A 23,449-nucleotide genomic window follows, 5' to 3' on the forward strand; every position below is an offset into this window, starting at 1 on the left:
CGCCGTCATTCCGCGTGTGCCGGGGCAGAGAGGCTGGGCTGTGTGACGTGGCTGGCGGTCAGTGCCGTACCCAGTTCTGCTCGGCCGTCGATGGCGAGCTTGCGGTAGACGTGTGTGAGGTGGAACTCGACAGTCCGTCGGCTGACGAACAAGGCAGAGGCGATCGCCCGGTTGTCCATGCCAGTGGCGGCGAGAGAGGCGATGCGGTACTCGCGTTCGGTGAGCGCGCTCACTCCGGACTGACGTCTTCGCCGGGGGCGCGCACCTGTGACCAGCAGGGCACGGTGGGCGCGTTCGGACAAGGGGGTGGCGCCAGAGGCGTCGGCGAGGTCGAGTGCCTGGCGCAGGGCTTGCCGTGCATCCGCGAGACGGCCGGTCGTGTGGAGTGCCTCGCCGAGGTCGGTGAGGGTGTGGGCGAGGGCTCGCCGTGCGGGCGTGCCCTGAAGGAGGGAGGCGGCCTCGGACAGGGCGGTGACGGCGTCGCTGCCGGTCTGCAGGCGGCCCAGGGTCCGCAGACTGGTGGCGATCGTGTGGGGGGCGCCCCAGCGGCGTGCTCGTACAAGTTCTTCGTCGGCCAGGTCCATGGCGGTGGCGTGGTTGCCGAGATGCTGGTGGACGAGTGCGGCGTGGGAGCGCCAGGGGACAAGGGCGGGGTTGTCGTATCCGCGGTCCTGCATCAGCCGTGCACAGGCTTCGAGTTCTTCCAGGGCAGCGTGATGGTTGCCTTGGACGTGGTGGTTTCGGGCGCGTGCGGCGTGCAGGCACGCCCAGCTCCAGTGACAGCCGGCAGGGCTCTGGTAGGAGGTGCGGCAGGCGTGCTCTGCTTCTTCGCCGGCACCGAGGTCGAGCAAGGCATGGAGGACCTGGGCGGTGGCGTAGGGCTGGTAGCGCTGCCCTGGGGGCGCCAGGGCGAGGGCCTGGCGGCCGAGCGACAGGGCGGATGCTATGTCGCCCGTACGGTGGGAGATTTTGGCGCGCATGGCCATGAAGAAGGACTGCAGGGGGACGGGCTGGCGGTGCAGGCCGTCGCCGAGCAGCTGATCGCAGCAGCGGGCGGCGTCGGTGAGGCGGCCCGCGTGCAGCAGAGCGACCGTTGCGAATGCGGTCGTGAGAGCGGGTCCCTCCGTCGGCCCGGACCGGGCGAGGGCCCGGTCCGCGAAATCGGCGGCGGCGTGGGAGCACTCTCCGGTCAGCGTGGTTTTCAAGGCGAGTACGGCCAGCAGCAGACGCTGCCCGGGGCTCGTTCCGTCCAGGTCGTCGGCGATGTTGTCGCGGGCGATCCAGGCGTCGGCCACGTGCGGGGTCTCCTCCATGAAGACGAGGATGCCTTGGGCCCAGAGCCGGTACAGCGTCTCGCGGTCGTCCTCGCCGATCTGGCCGGCGAGCTCGTCCAGCAGGGTCACGGCCGCTTCGGCGCGGCCGGTGCGGACCAGCGCCTCGGCCAGGTGTGGCACCAGGGTCACCCGTACCCGGATGTCTTCTTCGCCTTCCAGGACAGTGCGCAGGTGGGAAACCGCCGAGTCGGGGTCGAGGTGCACCTCGGCGATGCCCAGCCGGGCCAGCAGCGCAGAACGGTCGGTGTCCTCAGGCGGCTCCGCCAGGGCTCGGCGCAGATACGCACCGGCGGCGGGCAGATCGGAGCGCTCGTCGGCGATGCGGGCCGCCTCCCGCAGTACCGGCACCCGCCACGCCTGCCCCTCGGGTGTGGTGAGCAGCAGCATGTCCGCGATCTGGGGGGTGGCGGCACCGAGGTCCCGCAACGCCTCGGCCGCCCGGGAACGCACTGCGCTGAGCGTGCGATCGTCTGCCAGCGCGGTGAGAACCTGCGCGATGGCGGCAGAGCTCGGTCGCCAGGGCGGGCCCACGCAGACGAGTCCGGCATCCTCCAATGCGGTGACCGCCTGCTCCACGGTCGGCATGGCCGTCCTGGCCGTCCGTGCCAGCAGCGGCAGGCCGGTCACCCGGCCGAGGGCGGTGACCGCTGTCGCCGTGGCGGTCACCGCGGGTCCGTGACGGTTCAGCAGCAGGGGCAGGGCGCGCAGGAGGGCGCGTGAGCAGATGTCGGCGGCTTGCTCCGGCGTGATTTGCGGCGGCGGGGTGCCGGTGCGGGCGATGGCATCGGCCATGGCGTCGAGCAGCCCCGGGTTGCCTCCGGTGGCGGCATGGCACACCTCTGCGCTGACGGACTCAAGGGCCTGGCCGAGCTTGCCCGCCAGGTGGCTGGCCGTGCCCAGCTCCGAGAGGGGTCGCGGGCGCAGGCGGGGGAATTCCGGGCACGCCGCCAGCGCGGTTTCGAGTGCCCCGCACTCGGTTCCGGAGGCGGTACGGGTGGCCACGGCCAGTCCGATCGGAACTCCGTCCAGGCGACGAGCCAGGTACGCCAGCCACTGCTGGGAGAGGTCGTCGGCGTGGTGGGCGTCGTCGACCAGCAGGACCACGGGAGCCTGCCGGGACAATTGCAGAAGCAGCAGAAACAGATCGTGGAACCGCTTGACGGGCAGGGCTCGATCACCGTGCCCCTCGGGGAGTGGAGCCGGGCCGGGGGCCGGCAGGCCGAGGTCCTTGTCGCTCAGCCGCGCATCGAGCAGTTGCCGGACGGTTCCCCACGGCGCGTACGCCTCTTGTGGGCAGCAGCGCGCCCTCAGCACCTGGGCCTTCCGCAGCCGGGCACGCGTGGCGGCTTCCGCCAGCAGGGCACTCTTTCCGGTGCCTGCCGGGGCGTCGATCAGCGCAGCCGTACCGTTTCCCGCAAGGACCTGGCCGAGGAGGACATCCAGCATCTGCAGCTCAGTGGCGCGCTCCATGAGAGACGTCATGGGCTCTCCGTACGTCGTCGGGGCGGAACGTGTCCAAAGGAATGCGGCGGTGGCGCCGCGGTGGTGATCAGCCGGGCCGGCTCGGGCGTCATCGCAGCAGGTGCTCGGCGACGGCCGTGTTGGTGACGATGCCGTTGAACAGGCCGGTCTTCAGCGCCGCCGAGGTGGCGGCAGCCCGCTCGGCACCGTCGGCGAGCAGGATCACGTCGGGCACGCGACCCAGTTCCTCGAAGCCGATGGCGATGATCCGCTCGGTGAGTTCCGGGGCGACGGGATGCCCGTCGGCGTCCAGCAGTTGGCCCACGACTTCGGCACATACTCCTCGGCGCCGGTACTTCGCGCGCTCGGTGTCGCTGAGTGCGTCGTAGACGGTGGACAGTCCCGGCCCCCATGCGCCGACGGTGACGATGGCTTTGGTGACGTGGTGGAACTGGCTGACCGCTTCGGCGATGCCTGGCTGACGGCGGAGCATCTGGGCCGTCGCGCCATCCGGGAGGAGCAGCGGCGCGTAGATCGGATATGCGGGTCCTCGCGCGATCGAGGCGGCTCGGCGTACGGCTTCCACGACGTTGGCGTCCGCGGGCCGCAGGGGGGTCACCCCGCACAGTTGCACCACCGTGCACCGGGCCAGCACGGTCAGTTCGGGACCGAGCGCCTCGATCTCAGGGCCCCAGACGAGTCCGAGGACATCGTTGTCCGCGACGATCTCGGTGAGCAGTCCCGCGGCGACCGCGCCGAGGCGGCGGGTGAGCGTTTCCGCGCCGCCCGTGTCCTGCTCTGTCGAGGTGAAGACGACGCTGTGGCGGAGGTTGTACCGGGTACGCAGGGCGTCGGAGCGTTCGGCGTCCAGGTCGGCGGGCAGCCGGACCTCGAGTCGGATCAGGCCCTTGTTCAGGGCGGTCTCCAGCATTCGGGCCACCTTGAAGCGGCTGACGCCGAACTCCTCCGCGATCTCGGTCTTCGACCTGCCCTCAAGGTAGAACTGACGGGCCATGGCGGCGGTTTGGACCAACTCCTCCGGTCCCGTTTGGTGCGGCGGCCTGCCGACCCGTGGTCCGTGCTGCGTACTCATGCCGTCCACCACCTGCTGTTCCGAACCGTTCGTCGAACCTGTCATTCGAATCTGTTCTTCGCCAGATCAGCCAGGGACGGGGACGGCTGCCCGCGGCAGACATACCCGCACCCACTTGCCGCCTCCGGGTGCCCACCCGGCCGTCCAGGACTCGGCCAGCGCGGCGACGATCGCAAGCCCGCGCCCGCAGTCGTCGTCGTGCCCTGCCGAGCGTCGGACGGGCAGCTCCGGCGATTGGTCATGCACTTCGGCGTGGAGTACGTCGGGGCTGAGCCCCAGCTTCAGGGTGATCGACGACTCCGGTCCGCGCTCGTCCGCAGGCGTGGCATGTCGGCGTTGGGCCCGTGGCGATTGAGCAGCACCGTGGCAGACAGCGTTCGTGACCAGTTCACAGACGACCAGGACGGCCGCTTCGATGAGTTCCTCTGCCGCACCCCAGCGGTGCAGGGACTTCCTGGTGAAGGCCCGCGCCTGCCGGGGCGCGGTCAGGACGGCCTGCAATTCGATGGAGGCGGAGGCGACTTCGGCGTCGGCGCTCGGAACGTCGCGTTCGGCGACAGCGTTCATGGCGTCTTCCGATCTTTCAGAAGATTCTGGATGGCCCCTGTTGGGCTGCCGTGACCTCACCGCGCGGTCTGGCTGATGCTGCGGTGCTGAGACCGAGAGCCATAGATGACGGCCATGGACCTGGATGGGTCGGCTCTGCAGGTTTTTGCTCAACTGAGCCAATAGACCTCATATGTTTCAGGTACCTCTATTAAAGGCCGCGACAAGCCAAAGTCAATGGGACGGCCGGGACATTCTCCAAATGGAGCGAATAGTGCTCATACGAGCAAAACCCCTCGGTACGTCGTCGGCCGGACAGCGTCGGCCGCGCCATCACAAATGAGGCGTCAGCACGCCGGGGGTGACTGTTCCGTAGGTTTTCGCGACCGGCTCCGCAGGACTTTCTGGGAGCGCACCGTGACGTCACCGCAGTGAATTGGTCATGCGCCTTCGCGGACAAGGCAAGCATCGAGCGCCCAGTCAGAGCGGGCACACAGCCGCCCGGGGCACCGCCGTCGCCGCTCTCGTCGCCGGTCTGGCCGGTTACGCCCTCACCGCCGCGCCGACGGCTTCTGCCGCCATGTGCAACCCGGGATTCGGGGGTTGGAGGCGGGCTGTTCCGACAGGGTGTTCTAAGGGCTTGCCGGGAAGCAAGTCGGCCCACCGGTCACCTTCGAGCGGACCCTCCACAGCAGCACATCGCGAACCGGACGCCCGACCTCGTCTCAGGCGACCGGGCAGACCGCATCAGAACTCAATGGAGTCGAGCATTACCGACCTGCGTCGTGTGTAACTGCCAAGCAGGCGTACGAAGTTCCGGCGCCGGGTTTCGAATTGCGGCACCGGCGCGCCCTCGGCGCTCGTCGGCACCGATGGGAACCGACACGCGGTCCGTAGACATTGGCGCCGTCCTCCGTACGTGTTTCCACAAGGGGTTCCAGAGACGGCCGCAGCAGTATCGGCAAGCCATTGCGGGCCCGGCCGAGTACGTCATTGACTTCAATCGGCGCCAATCGAGCGGGCTTTCCCGCGCGGAGACGTTGAAACCGGCAATCATCCGCCGGTGATTCACAGGGCGGCGATTCGAGACCGCCCGACCGACAGAACGGATACCCCCATGCGGCCTCCGGCTGCCCGCTTCCCCGATTCACGCACCTGCAGACCACAACGAGGTGCGGCATCTCGCCGAAGCCCGCACACATCCATGGCGGAACCCCGCCTGCCGTTCCTGACGAGCCCACGTGCCCGCACGGGCCTCCCCGCACACGGCCCGCGCCCCTCGGCACACATCCACCACTCCCGGTGTGGCGGATGCCAGGGGCGTCGGAAGGGCAGGTGACGATAAATGCCACAGCGTCACCAGTGCGACCCGCCCGATCCGAAAGGCAGCGAGGCGGACCTGCCATGGGCTGATCTTCCCGATGCGGCACTCATCGCGAGACTGCGCACCCCCGCCACGTCACTGCCGGATGACCAGAGCCCGGGCGACCCCAGGGCCCGTAGGAAGCAGATCGCGGCAGCCGCGGCCGAACTGCGCAGGCGTCGCCTTCCGGCCCTGCTCGACTACGCCGCCCTCTTCGCGAGCGCGGCGTCCGTACGGGCCCTGGCACTCGAGGCGCTCCAGCGCGCAGTGCTCGACATACGCACCGCGCCGGAGGCCGACCGGTCACCGCCCCACCAACCGCTCCTCCTCGTCGAGTGCACCGCCGGGCTGTGGGCCGGCACCGCACGCCGACAGGAACTGTCCGCCGACTTCCTCGCATGGGTGGACCGTACGACGCACGCCTTCCCCTGCGTGCCGTCCGACGAGCCGTCCTCCGTGCACGCCGGTCTCATCTGCTGGGCCTACCACAGACTGCCCCGGCACGCGCAGGCCACCGTGTGGCACACCGTCGTGCAGCGGGACGACGCCCGCACGGCCGGCCGGTCTCTCGGCACGGCCCCCGACAGGGTGCCCCACCTCCGACGCACCGCCCTCGAAGATCTCCGCCAGGCCTGTCTGGAGCTCCATGCCGAATGGTCCGACAACGGACACTGCCGCCCCTTCAGCTCCCTCCTGGAAGCCGCGACCCGCCGCAACGGCCCATACCCCAGTGGCGACCTCGACCGGCACATGGCCGTCTGCCACGACTGCTGCCGCGCCCACTCCGACCTGACCGGCGTGAACGAACAGCCGGGCACCGTACTGGCCACGGCTCTCCTCCCCTGGGGTGGTGCCGCCTTCGCGGCCGCCAGACGGCGGCGCACCAGCAACGCTCCGTCGGTCGCCAAGTCCGAGCGGAGGCCGGGCACCGCGGGCCACGCCCTGCCCCGTACAGAAACGGCGCCGGGCCTGTCATGGCTCCGGCACATCGCCCGTAGGAGCCCCGCAGTGAGCGTCACAGCGGCCGCGGGAATCCTCGCAGTGGCTGCCACCGCCCTCCAACTGCACGTGACCGGCCACCACACCGGCGCTGCCGGTCCTGTGCCCGCGGGCCCCACCCGGACCGCTGGCGACCCGACCGCCGCCCCACCTCCCTCCCCCGGCGCGTCACCCGACAGGGCGGACAGGACCAAGCACGCCTCGCGGTCTTCAGGCGGCAAAGACCATGCCGGAGCGGAGGGCCACGTACACGATCAGGCCTCTGCCCATCCGGGGCGTCCTCCCTACGCGCCTGTGGTGCAAAGCCCCAGCGTCCCGCCCTCCTGCAACAGCGAACAGAAATAGATCAAACCGGCCGACCACGGGAGATGCATCGCATCGGCCGCCCGCCCCTGCTCAGCGACTCGGACTCGCCTGCCTCGCAGTTGCCCAAGCCCTGCTCGGCCACCACTCTGCGGCCTGCTCCAACGGCCCGGTTACCACAAGAGGTTGAAGGCTGCGTTGCCACTGCTCAAGCGCACGATCCGCGAGCCGGCCATGGACAGCGACGTCCGGACCGACACCGTAGTGTTGGCGACGGCCGCTGGGATCGGGCACCGCAACCTGATCGGCGCACCGGTCACCCGCTCGCTGATCGCCTATGCCCACTGATCACTTCGGCACCACCCGTCCAGGCACGCCACTCGGCCCGCGGAACGCGGCTGACCTCCGTCTTCACCCGGGGTTTTCCCCACACCACGGCTGCGGCGCACCGCGGCTTCAGCGCACCGCCGCGACCGCGTCCACGACGACCTCGGCCACCCGTGCGGGCTGCTCGACCAGGACGGCGTGCCCCGCGTCGGGCACCGTGACCATCCGCACCTGTGGGCAGGCCTCCAAGCCGCGCCGCTCGCCGCCCGCCAGACCGATCTCGTCGTGATCGCCGCGCACGACCCAGGCCGGGACATCGGCCTCGCACAGCCGCGGAACCAGCGACGGATATCGGTCCAGGTACTCGTAGTAGCGCCGTACGATCCGGCGGCAGGTGGCCGGATCGTTGGCAGCCATGTCCGCCGCAAGTGCCTCGGCCCGATGTGCGGGCAGTTCGCGTTTCATGGCCTTGGGCAGCAGCTTCAGCATGCCGGTCCAGCCCGCGATGCCGAGCCCGGGCACCCGCCCCAGGGCGTTCATCACCGCCAGGAACTTCGCCTCGTCCGCGCGCGAGAAGGTCGGCGACAGCAGTACCAGCGGCCCCCGGAACAGATCCGCCGCCGCCATCTCGATCGCCACGTTCGCGCCGAGGCTGTGCCCGACGACCACATCGCACCCCGACTCGGCGGCGAACTCCGCCATCAGCCGGGCGTAGTTCTCCATGCTCACGTCGTCGGGCGCCGTGGTCCCCCCGAACCCGGGCATCGTGGCCGCGACCAACCCCAGCGCCGCCAGTGCCGGCTCGGCCATCATGTCCACGTAGAACTCGGTCGAACACAGCCCGCCCGGGATCATCAGCACCCGGTGCGGCGCCTGCTCCGGCCCCGCACGGCGGACATCCCACCGCTCGCTCATAGTCCGAGCCTGACGCCGGACGCCGGCCCCCGCATCCGCTGCGGTGGCCGGCGTCCGTCCTCGCCCCCTGTGACCGGGTACCGCCGCTGGTCAGTGGGCGGCGGCCAGCTCCTGCTCGGCGCCGCTCTGTACGCCTGTCTTCGCGCTGCGCAGGGCCGCGATGCCGATGAAGACCATGGACGACAGTCCGGCGAGCGCGAAGGCGGTGAAGCCGAAGTCGCCGTTGCCCGCGGCGAGCAGCTGGCCGCCGAGCCACGGGCCGAAGACGGCGCCGAAGCGGCCCATGCCGGAGGTCCAGCCGACGGCGGTGGCGCGGTTGTCCGGGGTGGAGCGGATGGAGACCGTCGCGTAGATCATCGTCTGGGCGCTGTTGAGGAACACGCCGGTGAGGAAGACGACCAGGGTGGTGACGCCCATCGGCATGTGGATGCTGAGCAGATAGACGCCGGCGGCGGTCAGTGCGAACCAGATCGCCGAGATGCGCGGGGCACCGAACCGGTCGGCCGCCCGGCCCGCGACCAGCATGCCCACGATGCCGCCGAGGTTGAAGACGACGACGAAGGTCAGGGCGTTGGCGAGTTCGTAGCCCTCGGTGCGCATCAGGGTGGGCAGCCAGGTGGCGACGCCGTAGACCAGGAGCAGTCCGCCGAAGGAGGCGCACCAGTACAGCAGGGTCTGGGTCCACTCGCCGCCGCGGAAGAGGTTGACCAGTGCGTCCCAGCGGTCGCCGGCCGTCTTGCTGCCGGCCGCGGCGGGCAGCTCGACGTCGTAGCGGGTGGCCAGTGCCTGTGCCTCCTCGGCCCGCCCCTTGGCGACCAGGAAGCTCAGCGACTCGGGCAGGAGCCTGGCCAGCATCGGGGCGAAGAGCAGCGGGGTCACGCAGACCCAGAAGGCGGCGCGCCAGCCGACCGGGTCCACCAGCCACTTGGCCACGTAGGCGGAGAGGATGCCACCCGCGTGGTGCGCGGTCATCAGCATGCCGATGACGATGGCGCCGCGGCCGCGCGGGGCGTAGTCGGAGACCATGCTGATCGCGGTCGGCAGCAGACCGCCGAGGCCGACGCCCGCCAGGGTCCGGCCGAGGCCGAAGACCTCGACGCTGCCCGATATCGCGCAGATCCCGGAGGCCAGCGAGAACAGCGTCACACAGGCGACCATCAGCTTCTTGCGGCCGATCCGGTCGGCGACCGTGCCCGCGGTCAGGGCGCCGACCAGCATGCCGAAGGTGGCGTAGGAGCCGAGGTCACCGGCGGTGTCGGCGGTGAGGCCGAAGGTCTTCGTCTCCAGCAGGTGCGGCAGCACGGAGCCGTAGATGAACATGTCGAGGCCGTCGAAGAGCACGGCCAGCCAGCACAGACCGACGACCAGGAGGGCCAGTCTGCTGATGCGAGCGGACGGGGAGGGGGAGGGGGAGGGGGAGGAGGACATCTTTGTTTTCCTCTCGTGGAACAGGGTGCCCCGACGCTAAGGATTCGAAGCGAGATTCGTCAACGTTTTTGTCAACAATCTCATCGACAATCAAGACCCGGCAGTCGGGACGGGGCAACGGGGCTGTCAGGCGACCGGCGGTGTCCCGTGCGTGTGGAACGACTCGATGGTCTTCAGGCCCCAGGCCTGCCCCTTCTTGCGCTCCTCCTCGGTCCAGGTGATCAGCGGCCAGTCGGGCGCGAGGACGAGTCGGGTGAGCGGGTTGCACAGCTCGATGCGGTTGCCGCCCGGCTCGTAGACGTAGAGGAAGAACGTCTGCTGGATGGCGTGCTTGTGCGGGCCCGTCTCGATGAACACACCGCTGTCGATGGCGAGATCGGCCGCGCGCAGGATGTCCTCGCGGGTGTCGGTCGCGAAGGCGATGTGGTGCAGCCGGCCGGCCGAGCCGGTCCAGTCCTCGGTGTAGACGACGTCGTACGACTTGTTGGTGTACGTCAGCCAACGCGCCGCGATCCGCCCGGAGTTGAGCCTGATCTGCTCCGTCGGCCGGGCTCCCAGCACTTGTTCCTGGAACTCGGCGTTGGCGAGCACGTCGGCGGCGAGGAAGTTGATGTGGTCCAGGCGGCGGACCCCGACTCCCCTGTTGGGCTTGGCCTGCGGCTGGTTCTTCAGCGCCGGGCACAGTTCCTCGGGGGCCCGGTAGTGCTCGCTCTCCCAGTACAGGGCGTGCTCGTGGCCGTCCGGGTCGGTGGTGAGGTACAGCTTGCCGATGCCCGGTTCGTCCTCAGCCCACTTGCCGCTGCCGCCCGACTCCTCGATCGCTTTGATACGGCGATGGAGGGCGTCCTCGCTGGAGGTGCGCAGGGCGAGCCGGCCGAGGCCGGGCTGTGCACGGGCGGTGAGGACCAGGCTGTGGTGCTCGTAGTCGTCGAAGGTCCGCAGATAGACCGTGTCGCCGTCCCGGCCGTTGACGGTGAGGCCCAGGTAGTCGGTGAAGAAGGCGACGCTGGCGTCCAGGTCGGGGGTGAAGAGCTGGGCATGGCCGATGTGGGCGATGTCGCCGAGCGGCGGAGTCATCGGTGACCTCCTTGGGGTTGCGGGGGGATCGGTGCCGTCTCGGCGGACCGGGGGAAGACGGTGCCGTCGAAGATCTTGCGGGCCGTGCGGACCACGGCGGTGCGGCGGGCGGAGGGCAGGCCGTCGGGGGTGGTTCCGAGGCTGCTTTCTATGTCCAGGAAGCCGGTGGGGTGTTCTATGCGGACACGGTCGCTGCCGGGGTCGATCGCGGCCAATTCCGCGCCCACGGCGCCGTCGATCCGCAGACCGACGGCCACGCTGGCCGCGCCGAGCACGCCGATCGAGGTGTGGCAGCGGACCGGGATGAAGGTGCGGGTGGTGACCGCGCCGCCGTCCCGGGGCGGGGCGAGCAGGGTGAGCTTGGGCACGGTGGTGTCGGAGACATCGCCGAGGCCCATCAGGCGGCCCGCCGCGAGGCGGATCCCGCGGAGCCGGTCGGCGAGAGCGAGGTCCTCCTCCAGGTCCTTGGGTGTCTCGTAGCCGGTGACCTTGAGGGAGGCCGCAGCGATGAGGACCGTGGGCATGCCGTTGTCGACGCAGGTGACGGGGACGCCGTCGATGACGTCCCTGACGTTGCCGGTCGGCAGCAACTTCCCTGCCCCGGCCGGGAATTCGATGACCACCGGCGCTGCCGTCCCCGGCACGCCCGAGATCTCGGCGTCTCCCGTGTAGTCGACGCGGCCGCCCGGGGTCGGGAAGGTCGCCGTTGCGTAGTCGCCGGTGTTGACCATGCGGATGCGGACGGAGGTCGACTCCTCCCCCACCGGGACCAGGCCGCGCTCGACGGCGAACGGGCCGATGCCCGCGAGGATGTTCCCGCAGTTCTGACGGTCGCTCACCTCTGGCCGGTCGACGACGACTTGGAGGAAGAGGTAGTCGACGTCGGCGCGCGGATCGGCCGAAGCAGACACCACGGCCACCTTGCTGGTGAGCGGGTGCGCGCCGCCCAGGCCGTCGATCTGCCGGTCGTCCGGGCTGCCCATGACGCGCAGCAACAGGGCGTCGCGCAGGGCCGGTTCGGCGGGGAGGTCGTCGGCGAGGAAGTAGGCGCCCTTCGAGGTGCCGCCCCGCATCAGCAGACAGCGCACCTCCTCGGGCACGCGGGTCACGGCCGCTCCCCCGCATTCCCTGCGTACTCCTGGTACGTCTGGTATTCGACGCCGAGTCGCTTGAGGGTGTCCCTCAACCCGTAGCGGTCCAGGCCGAGTTGGCCGTCGAGGAAGGCGGCGCGGGTGGCGGCCTCCTTGGCCTCGCGGGCCTCGGACTTCCGGACCGTCTCGCGGGCGCGTTCACGCGGTACGACCACCACGCCGTCGTCGTCGGCGAGGATCACGTCGCCGGGGCGGATCACCTGGCCGTCGACGGCGATCGGCACATTGACCGAGCCGCCGGTGGCCTTGACCGTGCCCTGCGAGGAGACGGCCCGGGACCAGGCGGCGAAGCCCATGTCCCGCAGTTCGTGGGTGTCGCGGATGCCCGTGTTGAGGACGACGCCGCGCACTCCGCGATGCTGGAGGGCGGTCGCGAACAGCTCGCCGAACAGACCGTCCGTGCACGGCGAGGTCGTGGTGACGACCAGGATGTCGCCCTCGCCGCACTGCTCCACGGCGGCGTGGATCATGAGGTTGTCGCCGGGCCAGCCGAGCACGGTGACGGCGGTACCCGCGACCCGTACGCCCTGCTGGACGGGACGGATCTCCGGCCCGAGCAGGCCCGTTCGGCCCATCGCCTCGCTGACGGTGGCCACACCGAAACCGGCCAGCGCGTCGACGTCCTTCAGTGCCGCCCTCGGCGGGTTGGTGACGATGACGCCGCTCATGCCAGCTCCTTCGCGATCTGCGGGTAGGGACGCATATACGCCTCGGCCATGGTCTTGTGGGCCAGGCCCAGGTTGGGGCCGGCGTTGCGCTTGAGCTGGACACCGCGGCGTACGGCGAGGTCGGTGTAGTAGTCCCACAGATGCTGCTGGGCGCCGAGGCACTCCATCGCTTTGCGCTTGGTGTCCCACACCTCGGTGATGTCGAGGAGGACCTCGGGCTTGAAGCCGCTCATCTCGGGCTGGTGCGGCTCGAAGTAGAAGACCGGCGGGGCGCCGATGATCTCGCCCTCCCCCGGGTAGCCGATGGCCTGCGCGAGGACCCTGGCCTCCAGCGCCATGCGGTTGGCGGCCGGGTGGTCGCCGTTGTACGGGTCCTCGGTCGGGTGGGTGAGCACGACGTCCGGCTGGGTCTCGCGGTAGACGGCGACGAGCCGGTCGGTCAGCTCGGCGGTGGCCACCAGCGGGTAGTCACCGGCGTCGAAGAAGCGGACCTCGGCGCCGAGGGTGGCGGCGGCCCGCTCGGCCTCGTCCCGGCGTATCGCCTTGATCTCGTCCAGCTTCTTGCCCTCGCGCCACGCCTTGGCGGACTCGCCGCGCTCGCCGAAGGTCAGACAGGCGATGGTGACCTTCTCCCCGCGGGAGGCGGCCAGGGCGATGGCGCCGCCCGCCCGCCACACGAAGTCCCCTGCATGCGCGGTGACGACGAGCGTGGAACGTGGTGGGGTGGCGGGCGCATTGGCCTGGGTCATTGGTGCAATCTCCTTGATGGACAGGTGGGCGCCCGCCCCGCACCACGGTGATCAGTCGCGCAGCGCCTCGATCACGCTGATGAGGTGGGCGCGGACGGCCGTCTCGGCCGCCTGCGGGTCCCTGGCCCTGATCGCCTCGATCATCGCCAGGTGCTCGTTCAGGGAGTGCTGCGGACGCCCCGGCCTGAGCGCCAACTGGAAGCGGTGGCGCACCAGTTGGGCATTGAGCCGCTCCAGCAGGTCCACGGCGGTCTGCTGGCCGGAGAACTCGCGCACCTTGGCGTGCAGTTCCTGGTTGAGCTCGGAGTAGGTCACCGGCTCACCGTCGGCCACGGCCTTGGTCATCGCCGTGCCCAGCTCCGTCAGCTCGGCGAGCTGCTCGTCACTGGCGGCGACGGCGGCCTTCGCCGCGCACAGCCCTTCGAGGACCATGCGGCACTCGGTGATGGCGACCGCTTCCTCCACGGTCACCACCCGCACCCGCGAACCACGGTTGCGGATCCGCTCCACGAGGCCCTGAGCCTCCAGATCGATCAGTGCCGCGCGGATGCTGGCCCGCGTCACACCGAACTGCTCGGCGAGCTCGTTCTCCACCAGCCGCTGCGCCGGTGCCATCTCGCCGTGCAGGATCGCCTGCCGCAGCTGCGCGAGCGCATGCTGCTTGGCCTGCTCTCCGGTGCTCGGACGGGCTTCTTTCGGCATCGTTGCCCTCCCTGAGTGAGTGCCTGTCGAACCTAAATCTAGCCAAACAAGATTGTCAACAATTTTGTCTGCTGTATTGCTCGCACAGGTCGGGAGAGCTAGGTTCCCCCGGCGGCGCCGCCGGGCCCCTCGTCGTCAGTCGACGGTCGCCGCCGGCAGGGGATCCTCTGCGTGGGCGATGAAGTCGTCGACCAACCGGTGGAAGAGTGCGGCGAGTTGCTCCAGATCCTCCGCCGACCAGTCCGCCAGGGCCAATCCCAGACCCCGGCGGCTCGCCTCGCCGATGCGGTCGACCGCCGCCAGGCCGACGTCGGTGAGCTGCACACGCTGCGCCCGGCGGTCGTCCGGGTCGACGACGCGGACCACATAGCCGCCCCGCTCCAACTGCCGTAGCTGCCGGGTGACATGGGAGGCCTCCACCGACAGCCGGACCGCCAGCACCCCGGGGCGCAGCGGCTCGCTCTCGGCGATGTGGCGCAGGATCATCACGGCCGCCCGGTCGAGCGCCAGTCCGGCCACGGACATCAGGCGCTCATGCTGCCGGGCACGGCCGGCCAGGTATGCGACACGGGTGAGCGCCCGCTCGATGTCGTGCACGTTCGCCGAGACGGGCGCCGGGACGGATTGCTGTGCGGCCATACCGCCACCCTAAATCTACTTGCCTAACTTAAGCAATATGCAGATGATTGCTTGACTTAAGTAAGCTAAGCATGCTTGCCTAAGTCAAGTAAGCCCGTAGCACTCAGACCGGGGCCGCACCGAGCGGAGGCGGCCCCTGTGCGCCGGCTCCGTGGGGACGGGGAACGGCGCAGTCACCGGGTCCGGCGGCCGGAACACTTCCCCCCGTCCGGCGCCGGACCCGGTGGCACCTCTCTCCCACACTCCCCCATCCAGAAAGAGAGCCTCCCGATGGCCACCATGAAGTCCGTCACGACCGGCGCCCAGAACCACATCGACCTGGTGGACGTCGAACGTCCCGTGCCGGGCCCGAAGGACGTGCTGATGAAGATCCGCGCCTGTGGCATCTGCGGCACCGACACCTTCTTCCTCCACCTCGGCGGCATGCCCGCCGGCGCCGACGGATCGATGCGGTCCATTCCGCTGGGCCACGAGCCGGCCGGCGAGATCGTGGAGGTGGGCGCCGAGGTCACCGAGCTGAAGGTGGGCGACCGGGTCGTGGTCAACCCGCAGGGCGTGCCCTCCGGGATCATCGGCTGCGGCGGCGAGCACGGCGGGATGAGCGAGTATCTGCTGCTGGAGGACGCCGAGATCGGCAAGACCGTCGCCGTCTTCCCGGACACCGTCCCCTACGACGTCGCCTCGCTGAACGAGCCGATGGCGGTCGCCCGGCACTGCGTCAACCGTTCCGAGGCCAAGCCGACCGACAAGGTCGTGGTCTTCGGCGCCGGGCCCATCGGCCTGGGCGCCACGATCTGGCTGAAGCTGCGCGGCGTGGAGCACGTGGTGGTCGCCGACGTCATCCCCGAGCGGCTGGAGACCGCGCTCGCCGTCGGCGCGGACGCCGTCATCAACTCCGCCACCGAGGACGTCACCGCCCGACTGACCGAGCTGCACGGACAGGCGGCCAACGCGCTGGGGCAGCCTCGCGCGGGCACCGACATCTACATCGACGCGGCCGGTGTCGCGGCCGTCTTCAACGCCACGGTGGATGCCGCCAAGTGGGGCGCCAGGCTGGTCATGGTCGCCGTACAGAAGAAGGGCGCGGACATCGATCTCGGCGGGATGCTGCGCAGTGAGCTGACGCTGATCGCCTCGCAGGGGTATCCGACCGAGATCTTCGAGGTGACGCCCGAGCTTGTGGAGCACCATGAGCGGTTCGCGAAGCTGATCAGCCATCGGGTGCCGTTTCTTGACGCGGAGCGTGCGTTTGAGTTGGCGATGACGCCGGGGGCCGCGGAGAAGGTCGTCGTCACCTTCGAGTAGGCGCCGCCGGGTGGGGGTGCGGCTATTGACGGTGCCGCGGTGGGTTGTTCGCCGACTGCTGCGCCGTCGTGGCTTGTCGCGCAGTTCCCCGCGCCCCTGAAAGCCCGCTGCTCCTACGGCGTTTCGGACAGGAAGCCCACTGCCGTGATCGACAATCTGGGAATTCCCTGGTGGCCGGGCATGCTGCCGGCGGCGGTCTCGTGCGCGGCTCTGCTGTGCGCCACGGCTGCCTCGGCACTCGGCTACCTCCTCACCGTCCTGCTGCTGGTCCTCGAACTGCTCGGCCCCGCCGCCTGGTTGCTGCTGCCGGCCTCTCTCGGGACCGTGACCCGGCTGCGTGCGGCCCACCTGGACGCCCTGCAGGCGCGGGCCGAGCATGCCGAGCGCACCCAGGAGGAGGAGGCGCTGCGCCGGGTCACGGAGGAGCGCATGCGCATTGCCCGTGATCTTCATGATGTCGTCGCCCACCACCTGGTGCTCGCCAGTCTCCAGGCCGGCGCCCTCGCCCGGCAGTTGCCGGACCGACCCGTCGAGGCCGCTCACATCGCCACCGACCTCACCTGCACCACCGCCTCGGCGCTGCGTGAACTCAAGTACACCGTCGGCCTGTTGCGGCAGGACGGCGACACCGACAAACCCCCTGAGCCGACCCCAGGCCTGGCCCAACTCCCCGAGCTGGCCGCCTCGTTCGAGAATGCCGGGCTCGTCGTCACCGTCACCACCGAGGGCGAGCCGGGTGCGCTGTCCGCGGGCGCCGACCTCACGGCGTACCGCATCGTGCAGGAAGCCCTCACCAACGTCACCAAGCACGCCGCCGCCCGCGAGGCCGAGGTGCGGCTCGTCTACTCGCGAGACCGGCTGACGGTCACCGTCGCCGATGACGGCGGCGGGCCACCGGCCGTCTCCGCTCCCCCGGGCGGCGGTTACGGCGTCATGGGCATGCGCGAGCGTGTCCGTTCGGCCGGCGGTCGCATCCGGGTGGGCCCTCGGCCCCGGGGCGGCTTCGAAGTCGTCACCGAGCTGCCGCTCGACCCGCACCCGACGCTTCCACTTGCTTAAGTCAATCAATTCTGTCTATGCTTGCGTAAGTCAAGCAATAAACCCTTGCCGGAGGCCCTGCCATGTCCGACGCCCTGACCCGACCCGCTTCGGCGGGGACATCCGCCCCGCCGAAGCCGAACGCCGTGGTGGCGGTGCTGGCCCTGGCCGGAATCGTCGTCTCGCTGATGCAGACCCTGGTCATTCCGATCGTCCCGGAGCTGCCCACCCTGCTGAACGCCTCGGCCTCCAACACCGCCTGGGCCGTGACCGCCACCCTGCTCGCCGCCGCGGTGGCCACTCCGGTCGTCGGCCGCCTCGGCGACATGATCGGCAAGCGGCGCATGCTGATGGTCAGCATCGTGCTGCTGGTCTCCGGCTCCGTGGTCTGCGCCCTGGCCGACTCCCTCGTCCCGATGATCATCGGACGTACCCTGCAGGGCCTCGCCGCCGCCGTGGTGCCGCTCGGCATCAGCATCATGCGCGACGCGCTGCCCGCCGACCGGCTGGCGGGTTCCACCGCGCTGATGAGCGCCTCGCTGGGTGTGGGCGGTGCGGTGGGGCTGCCGGCGGCCGCGTTCATCGCCGACAAGTGGGACTGGCACATCCTGTTCTGGACCTCGGCCGCGCTGGGTGCCGTCGCCTTCGCGCTGGTGCTGCTGATCGTGCCCGAGTCCAAGGTGCGCACCGGTGGCCGCTTCGACCTGGTCGGCTCGCTCGGCCTGTCCACCGGTCTGGTCTCCCTGCTGCTGGCCGTGTCCAAGGGCGGTGACTGGGGCTGGACGTCCGGCACCACGCTGGGCCTGGGCGCCGCCGCCGTCGCGATCCTGCTGGCCTGGGGCTGGTGGGAGCTGCGGGCCGAGCAGCCGCTGGTCGACCTGCGGACGACCGCCAAGCCGCAGGTGCTGTTCACCAACCTGGCCTCGGTGGCCCTCGGCTTCTCGATGTTCGCGATGTCCCTGGTGCTGCCGCAGCTGCTCCAGCTGCCCGAGCAGACCGGCTACGGCCTGGGCAAGTCCATGCTGACGGTCGGCCTGGTGCTCGCCCCGCAGGGCCTGGTCATGATGGTCATGTCCGCCGTGTCCGCGAAGGTCACCCAGGCCAAGGGCCCGAAGGTCACCCTGATGATCGGCGCGCTGATCGTGGCCTCCGGCTACGCCCTGAACATCGTCCTGATGAGCGAGGTCTGGCACCTCATCCTGGTCTCCTGCATCATCGGCGCCGGTGTCGGCTTCACGTACGGCGCCCTGCCCGCCCTGATCATGGGCGCGGTAGACCCGTCCCAGACCGGTGCCGCCAACAGCCTCAACACCCTGATGCGGTCCCTGGGCACGTCGTTCGCCAGTGCCCTGGCCGGTGTCATCCTGGCCCAGATGACCACCGACTTCGGCGGGCACGCCCTCCCGTCGGAGAACGGCTTCAAGGTCGTCATGGCCATCGGCGCCGGAGCCGCCCTGCTGGCCTTCCTCGTCGCCTCCTTCATCCCGCGCCGCCCGGCGCCCGCCCAGGCGGCCACCGACACGGACGAGCAGCCCGAGGCCGTGACGGCCAAGGCGTAACGCCCGGCCGACCGCCCTGCGACAGGCGGCCGTCCTCCCGCTCCGGCGGGAGGCGGCCGCCTGTCGTGTGTGGGGCGACTCAGGAGGCGGCTCAGGCGTTCACGGATGCCGGCGGGCCGCCCTCGTACGCCGCCCGCAGCACGGCCAGGGCCCCGTCGGCCGTGACCTCGCGGGGATTGGCGTAGGCCTGGCCTGCGGTCTGCGCCGCCGCCACCGTCAAGTCGGTTTCCTTCAGGCCGAGTTCGGCGAGGGTGCGGGGTGCGCCGAGGCGTTCGGACAGCTCCCGCAGGGCGCGCGGGGCGTCGTCCGCGTCGAGGGCGCGGGCCAGGGCGGCGGCCGCGTCCGGGGCCGCGGGCGCGTTGTACGCCAGGGCGTACGGCAGGACCACCGTGTGGGTCTCGGCGTGGGGCAGGCCGAAGGTGCCGCCGAGGACATGGCAGAGCTTGTGGTGCAGGCCCATGGTCGTAGCGCCGAGGCAGGAGCCGCACAGCCAGGCTCCGTACAGGGCGCGGCCCCGGGCCTCGATGGAGTCCGGGGCGTCGGCCACCGCCGGGAGGGCGCCCGCCATGGCCCGTACGCCCTCCCCCGCCATCAGTGCGATCAGGGGTGAGGTGTCGGGGGCGTACAGCGCCTCGACGGCGTGGGCGATCGCGTTGATGCCGCTGGTGACGGAGAGCGGTACGGGGAGGGAGAGGGTGAGTTCGGGGTCGTAGACGACGCTGCGCGGGAGGACGACGGGGTCGCGGCCGGTGCGTTTGGCGCCGTGTTCGGTCAGGCCCCAGACCGGGGTCATCTCCGAGCCGGAGTAGGTGGAGGGCACGGCGATCAGCGGTAGGCCGGTGCGCAGGGCGATCGCCTTGCCGAGGCCGATCGAGGAGCCGCCGCCGACGGCCACGCAGCCGTCGGCGCCCGCCGCGCGGGCCGCCTCGACGGCCCGGTCGGCGACCTCGACGGGCACATGCATACGGGCGCCGTCGTGCAGGCCCGCGCAGGCGGGGCCCAGCGAGTCGGCGACCGCCTGCGCGGTGGCGGCGCCATGGCTGCCGCACACCACGAGCAGCCGTCGCAGACCGAGCCTTGCGGCCTCACCGGCCGTCGCGGTGGTGGCGGCACCGGGCCGGAAGACGACCCGCACGGGCCGGGACTCGTAGGAGAAGTCGAGGTCGTGCTTCACGAGCGCTCCAGCACGAGGTCGAAGCGGGCGTGGCGGAAGGGGTTCGGGACGCCGAACTTCCGGGCCAGGGAAAGGTCGTCCGTTTCGGTGAAGTCCTGGACCAGGCCCGGCTTGACGGCGAACACCGCGTCCGAGTCGAGGTAGTCGCTGCCCGCGACGAAGATGTGGGTGGTCACCGGCACATGCGCTGCGGCCTTGGCGATGAAGTGGATGTGGGCGGGGCGGTAGGGGTGGCGGGCGGTCGCGCGCAGCAGGTCGCCGACCGGGCCGTCCGTGGGGATCGGGTACGGGCTCGGCACGCAGGTGCGGAACCAGAAGCGGCCCTCGGCGTCCGCGGTGAACAGCCCGCGCCCGTTGCCCGGCGGCTGCACCTCCGGCTGCTGGACGTCGTAGAAGCCGTTCCCGTCGGCCTGCCAGACGTCAATGACCCCACCTGGCAAGGGAGTTCCGTCCCGGGACAGGACCCGGCCGCTGACCACGCAGGGCTCGCCGCCGCCCACCAGGTCGATGTCCGCGCCGAGTTCGCGCGCCGGGGACTCGGTCATGTGGAAGGGGCCCAGGACGGTCGACTCGGTGGCGCCGGGGGCGCGGTCGGCGCTGTTGCCGTGGATTGTCTCGACGAGCATCGACAGACCGAGCACGTCCGACAGGAGGATGAACTCCTGCCGGGTGTCCGTGCACATCTGCCCGGTCGCCGTCAGGAAGCCGATCGCGCGCTCCCACTCCTCCTGCGTCAGACGGGTCTCGCGGGCGAAGGCGTGGAGGTGGCGGATCAGGCCGGTCAGCAGCTCGCGCAGGCGCGGGTCGGCGGTGCCGTCGAGGCTGGTCACCGCCTCGTCCGTGACCTTCGTGTCGGTGGCGTCGGTGGTCATGTCGGCTCCCTTTCCGGTGCGCGGATCAGCCGAACCAGACGACGAGCCGCACGTCCTCGTCGCCGTACCTGGCCGCCAGGTCCCGCATGGCGATCCATACCTGTGCCCAGCATCCCTCGTCCGGCGGGGCGAGCATCCGCGCCGTGAGGACCACGGGGCGGTACACCGCTCCGTCCAGCCGCACATCGGCACCGGGCGGCCACTCCGGCGGTGCCAGGAGCAGGTCGCTGCCGAAGGTGTCGGCGGCCGCCCCGCGCAGGCCGGGAGTCACCCGAACGAGTTCGTCGCCGTCCGGCTGTGCCCGCACCGCCCAGTTCCAGGCAGGCCCGTGGGCGAGCGGGGCGTCCCAGTCGACCGCCGCGACCTCGGCCCAGGTGGCGTAGGTGTGGCTGTGCTGGAAGTCCCCGAGGCCCGTCTCCCGTACCGGATCCGAGACGCCGTCCGGCAGCCCGCGGCCGGCGAAGAGCGGCCGCTCCACGTCCCCCGCCCCGCGGACGCCGAAGAGACACTCCCAGGCGACGTAGTCCCGGGGCGGCTGGAAGTCCAGCAGATCGGCCGTGAACTGCCAGCGCCCGTCTGGCGAGCGGCTTTCGATGACACCGTCGATGTCCGTACCCACGAGGGATGACCTTACGACAGTCCGGGCGTCAATTGACCTCCCGGAGCTGTTACTTGATGACGGCGTTCGCCACGACCACGACGACGCCGAGCAGCGCGTCGACCAGGCCGATGCCCACGGCGACGGCCCAGGCGCGTCCCGACCACCGTGCCGTGACCAGGCCGAGGCCGAACAGCAGCAGGATGTTCAGCAGGAACGCCGGATCCTCCACCCCGTCCGCCGGCCACCAGCCCCAGCCCGCCCCGGCGAGGATCGCCACGGTCGGCAGCACCGCCGTGACCAGGGGCCACTCGTCGGCGAGGGCGCGCAGGGCGTCCCAGCGGCGGTGCGGTGCGCGCTCGGCGATGTAGTGGGCGTAGCCGTGGGCGAGGGCGGAGGCGCACGCCGTCACCAGCAGCCATATGGCGTCGTAGCGGCGGCTGACGCGGGAGGTGTGGCCGTATTGGCTGAGGGCCGCGACCATGGAGCAGGCCAGTACGGCGCCGTAGACACCGCCGAAGAGGACGGCCTCGCGGGTGTCGTGCTGTCGTGGCTCGTGGACGGCCGTCGTTATCTGCGCCATGTCCTCCACGATCACCCGGCATCCGCGGGGCCGCCAGTTGCGACATGACGATGTGTCCTGCCGCCTGGGCCGATGCCGCACACAGTGTCCATGCACGGCCGACCGGCGATCTCGTTAGGGTCGGCGCATGACCCACAGTTTCGTTGTGCACATCCCCGACGCCGAGCTCGAACCCGAGCCCCTGAGCCCGGAGCAGATCGTCTCCGGGACGCCGGAGGTGACCGGGAAGGTGGTGTGGGAGTCGGCGGACGGCCGGCAGGTCCGCGGGGTCTGGCAGATCACGCCGGGTGTCGTCACCGACACCGAGGCGGACGAGCTGTTCGTCGTGATCAGCGGTTCGGCGACGATCGAGGTCGAGGGTGGGCCGACGCTGAGGGTGGGGCCCGGGGACCTGGCGGTGCTGCGCGAGGGCGACCGTACGACGTGGACGGTGCACGAGACGCTGCGGAAGGCGTACGCCATCAATCTGTGACCGGGGCCGCCGTGGTGCCGCGGATCTCCAACGTCGGTGCGGTGAGGTGCAGTTGGCCCGCTCCCCCGGGGTGTTCGAAGCGGTCCAGCAGGCAGCGGGCGGCGCGCCGGCCGACCTCGTGGCTGCCGTTGTCGACGGTGGTCAGCCAGACGTGGCGCAGGCGCGAGATGCTCGTGTTGTCGTAGCCGACGACGGACACGTCGCGCGGGACGCGCAGGCCGAGCTCCTCGGCCGCCGAGAGGGCGCCGACGGAGGCGATGTCGTTGACGGCGAAGAGGGCGGTGGGCCTCTCCGGGCGGCTGAGCAGCCGGACGGTGGTGCGGTAGCCGCCCTCCTCGGTCATGTCGCTCGGTTCGACCACTGCCTGGTCCGCGAGGCCGTGCGCCCGCATCGTCGCCTCGAAGCTGCGGCGGCGCAGTTCGCCGACGGCGCCGTAGCCCGCGATGTGCGCGATACGGCGGTGGCCGAGGCCGATGAGGTGCTCGGTGACCAGGCGGGCGCCCCGCTCGTCGTCGCCCGCCACGACGTCCACGCCCGCCGGGGCCGGTTCGCGGGCGCCCGCGACGACGATCGGGATCCGCTCGGCGGCCGTGCCGAGGGCGGCCGGGTCGGGCAGGGTGCCGACGACGACCAGGCCGTCCACGCGCAGGTCAAGGAGCGGGTCGGTGGGGTCCTGGCCGGTGCGGCGGTTGAGGCGGGCGTCCGCCAGCAGCATCCGCAGGCCGTTGTCGTGCAGCAGTGAGTTCAGGCCGTCCAGCAGGTCGACGAACCAAGGGTTGCGCAGGTCGTTGAGGAGCACGCCGACGGTGCGGGTGCGCTGCTCGCTGAGGCTGCGGGCGGCGGCGTTGGGCCGGTAGCCGAGCTGCTGCACCGCCCGCAGCACGGCCTCCCGCTTCTCCGGCCGCACCTGCTCGGAGCCGCGCAGCACGAGCGAGACCAGCGACTTGGACACCCCTGCCTGCTCGGCCACGTCGCGGATCGTCGGCGGTTTCATGGTGTGGACCGTTCCATGGGCCGCCGCGCCTTGTCAAAGGGGCCGGGGAGGGTTGACAGCTGCTGAGCGTGGGCTCAGGGTGGCCTGGACAGATTATGG

At 70.7% G+C, this 23,449-nt stretch carries 21 protein-coding genes and 1 pseudogene; 6 read left to right on the forward strand and 16 right to left on the reverse strand.

All coding sequences use genetic code 11. The annotated features are described in order from the left end of the window. Positions 1–5 precede the first annotated feature (5 nt). From P2Q00_RS29605 to P2Q00_RS29615, 3 genes are all read right to left on the reverse strand, one after another. Positions 6–2,816: a helix-turn-helix transcriptional regulator gene (locus P2Q00_RS29605; RefSeq protein WP_275776168.1), complete on the reverse strand. Its 2,811-nt coding sequence runs from the start codon at positions 2,814–2,816 to the stop codon at positions 6–8. An 88-nt stretch (positions 2,817–2,904) separates the two neighbouring features. Then, positions 2,905–3,888, reverse strand: coding sequence for a sugar-binding transcriptional regulator (locus tag P2Q00_RS29610; protein WP_275776169.1), 984 nt, complete (start codon positions 3,886–3,888; stop codon positions 2,905–2,907). Positions 3,889–3,954: 66 nt separating this feature from the next. Further along, positions 3,955–4,455 (reverse strand): ATP-binding protein, encoded by a 501-nt coding sequence (locus tag P2Q00_RS29615; RefSeq protein ID WP_275776170.1) that lies wholly within the window; start codon positions 4,453–4,455, stop codon positions 3,955–3,957. A gap of 1,324 nt (positions 4,456–5,779) precedes the next feature. Here P2Q00_RS29615 and P2Q00_RS29620 point away from each other — a divergent pair. Continuing rightward, on the forward strand, positions 5,780–7,141 hold the full coding sequence (locus P2Q00_RS29620; RefSeq protein WP_275776171.1) for a hypothetical protein: 1,362 nt from the start codon (positions 5,780–5,782) through the stop codon (positions 7,139–7,141). Then, positions 7,120–7,363 (forward strand): annotated as a pseudogene (locus P2Q00_RS51180) (hypothetical protein); the annotation flags it as partial. The gene P2Q00_RS29620 and the pseudogene P2Q00_RS51180, both read left to right, overlap by 22 nt. 192 nt (positions 7,364–7,555) lie before the next feature. Here P2Q00_RS51180 and P2Q00_RS29630 read toward each other — a convergent pair. The 8 genes from P2Q00_RS29630 to P2Q00_RS29665 all read right to left on the reverse strand — a co-directional run bounded on the left by P2Q00_RS29630 (position 7,556) and on the right by P2Q00_RS29665 (position 14,755). After that, positions 7,556–8,341: an alpha/beta fold hydrolase gene (locus tag P2Q00_RS29630; protein ID WP_275776174.1), complete on the reverse strand. Its 786-nt coding sequence runs from the start codon at positions 8,339–8,341 to the stop codon at positions 7,556–7,558. A gap of 90 nt (positions 8,342–8,431) precedes the next feature. Next, positions 8,432–9,769, reverse strand: coding sequence for an MFS transporter (locus P2Q00_RS29635; protein ID WP_275776175.1), 1,338 nt, complete (start codon positions 9,767–9,769; stop codon positions 8,432–8,434). Between the two features lie 126 nt (positions 9,770–9,895). Further along, entirely contained in the window at positions 9,896–10,846 is a 951-nt protein-coding gene (locus tag P2Q00_RS29640) for a catechol 2,3-dioxygenase (RefSeq protein ID WP_275776176.1), read from the reverse strand. Beyond that, positions 10,843–11,955, reverse strand: a complete 1,113-nt coding sequence (locus P2Q00_RS29645) for a 4-oxalomesaconate tautomerase (protein WP_425579576.1) — start codon at positions 11,953–11,955, stop codon at positions 10,843–10,845. Before P2Q00_RS29645 ends, P2Q00_RS29640 begins: the two co-directional genes overlap by 4 nt. Continuing rightward, positions 11,952–12,665 carry a 4-carboxy-4-hydroxy-2-oxoadipate aldolase/oxaloacetate decarboxylase gene (locus P2Q00_RS29650; protein WP_275776177.1) on the reverse strand — a complete coding sequence of 238 codons (714 nt, stop codon included), beginning with the start codon at positions 12,663–12,665 and terminating at the stop codon, positions 11,952–11,954. The genes P2Q00_RS29645 and P2Q00_RS29650 overlap by 4 nt, the downstream gene beginning before the upstream one ends. Further along, positions 12,662–13,414: a PIG-L deacetylase family protein gene (locus P2Q00_RS29655; RefSeq protein ID WP_275776178.1), complete on the reverse strand. Its 753-nt coding sequence runs from the start codon at positions 13,412–13,414 to the stop codon at positions 12,662–12,664. The genes P2Q00_RS29650 and P2Q00_RS29655 overlap by 4 nt, the downstream gene beginning before the upstream one ends. Before the next feature lie 51 nt (positions 13,415–13,465). Next, the gene (locus P2Q00_RS29660) at positions 13,466–14,116 is read right to left on the reverse strand and encodes a GntR family transcriptional regulator (protein ID WP_275776179.1); all 651 of its coding nucleotides are present in this window, start codon (positions 14,114–14,116) and stop codon (positions 13,466–13,468) included. Positions 14,117–14,251: 135 nt separating this feature from the next. Beyond that, on the reverse strand, positions 14,252–14,755 hold the full coding sequence (locus P2Q00_RS29665; RefSeq protein WP_275776180.1) for a MarR family winged helix-turn-helix transcriptional regulator: 504 nt from the start codon (positions 14,753–14,755) through the stop codon (positions 14,252–14,254). A 270-nt stretch (positions 14,756–15,025) separates the two neighbouring features. Between P2Q00_RS29665 and P2Q00_RS29670 the strand changes: the two genes are divergently transcribed. From P2Q00_RS29670 to P2Q00_RS29680, 3 genes are all read left to right on the forward strand, one after another. Then, positions 15,026–16,060 (forward strand): zinc-dependent alcohol dehydrogenase, encoded by a 1,035-nt coding sequence (locus P2Q00_RS29670; RefSeq protein WP_275776182.1) that lies wholly within the window; start codon positions 15,026–15,028, stop codon positions 16,058–16,060. Positions 16,061–16,204: 144 nt separating this feature from the next. Beyond that, positions 16,205–17,119: a sensor histidine kinase gene (locus tag P2Q00_RS29675; RefSeq protein WP_338059356.1), complete on the forward strand. Its 915-nt coding sequence runs from the start codon at positions 16,205–16,207 to the stop codon at positions 17,117–17,119. Between the two features lie 62 nt (positions 17,120–17,181). Further along, complete coding sequence (locus tag P2Q00_RS29680; RefSeq protein WP_275776186.1) at positions 17,182–18,657, forward strand: MFS transporter; 1,476 nt, start codon at positions 17,182–17,184, stop codon at positions 18,655–18,657. 91 nt (positions 18,658–18,748) lie between these two features. On the opposite strand, the gene P2Q00_RS29685 is transcribed toward P2Q00_RS29680, so the two are convergent. Genes P2Q00_RS29685 through P2Q00_RS29700 form a run of 4 tightly spaced genes read right to left on the reverse strand, consistent with a single transcriptional unit; the run spans position 18,749 to position 21,884 of the window. After that, on the reverse strand, positions 18,749–19,831 hold the full coding sequence (locus P2Q00_RS29685; RefSeq protein ID WP_275776187.1) for a maleylacetate reductase: 1,083 nt from the start codon (positions 19,829–19,831) through the stop codon (positions 18,749–18,751). After that, complete coding sequence (locus P2Q00_RS29690; RefSeq protein WP_275776188.1) at positions 19,828–20,703, reverse strand: dioxygenase family protein; 876 nt, start codon at positions 20,701–20,703, stop codon at positions 19,828–19,830. The genes P2Q00_RS29685 and P2Q00_RS29690 overlap by 4 nt, the downstream gene beginning before the upstream one ends. A gap of 25 nt (positions 20,704–20,728) precedes the next feature. Beyond that, on the reverse strand, positions 20,729–21,322 hold the full coding sequence (locus P2Q00_RS29695) for a hypothetical protein (protein ID WP_275776189.1): 594 nt from the start codon (positions 21,320–21,322) through the stop codon (positions 20,729–20,731). Between the two features lie 49 nt (positions 21,323–21,371). Next, the gene (locus tag P2Q00_RS29700) at positions 21,372–21,884 is read right to left on the reverse strand and encodes a hypothetical protein (RefSeq protein ID WP_275776192.1); all 513 of its coding nucleotides are present in this window, start codon (positions 21,882–21,884) and stop codon (positions 21,372–21,374) included. A gap of 127 nt (positions 21,885–22,011) precedes the next feature. On the opposite strand from P2Q00_RS29700, the gene P2Q00_RS29705 reads away from it, so the two are divergent. Beyond that, positions 22,012–22,356, forward strand: a complete 345-nt coding sequence (locus tag P2Q00_RS29705; protein WP_275776193.1) for a cupin domain-containing protein — start codon at positions 22,012–22,014, stop codon at positions 22,354–22,356. Here P2Q00_RS29705 and P2Q00_RS29710 read toward each other — a convergent pair. Further along, on the reverse strand, positions 22,346–23,350 hold the full coding sequence (locus P2Q00_RS29710; protein ID WP_275776194.1) for a LacI family DNA-binding transcriptional regulator: 1,005 nt from the start codon (positions 23,348–23,350) through the stop codon (positions 22,346–22,348). The two genes, P2Q00_RS29705 and P2Q00_RS29710, sit on opposite strands and share 11 nt — an antisense overlap. Positions 23,351–23,449: the final 99 nt, after the last annotated feature.

Origin of the sequence: Streptomyces coacervatus, from assembly GCF_029223485.1 — a bacterium.
Taxonomy (GTDB): Bacteria; Actinomycetota; Actinomycetes; order Streptomycetales; family Streptomycetaceae; genus Streptomyces; species Streptomyces coacervatus.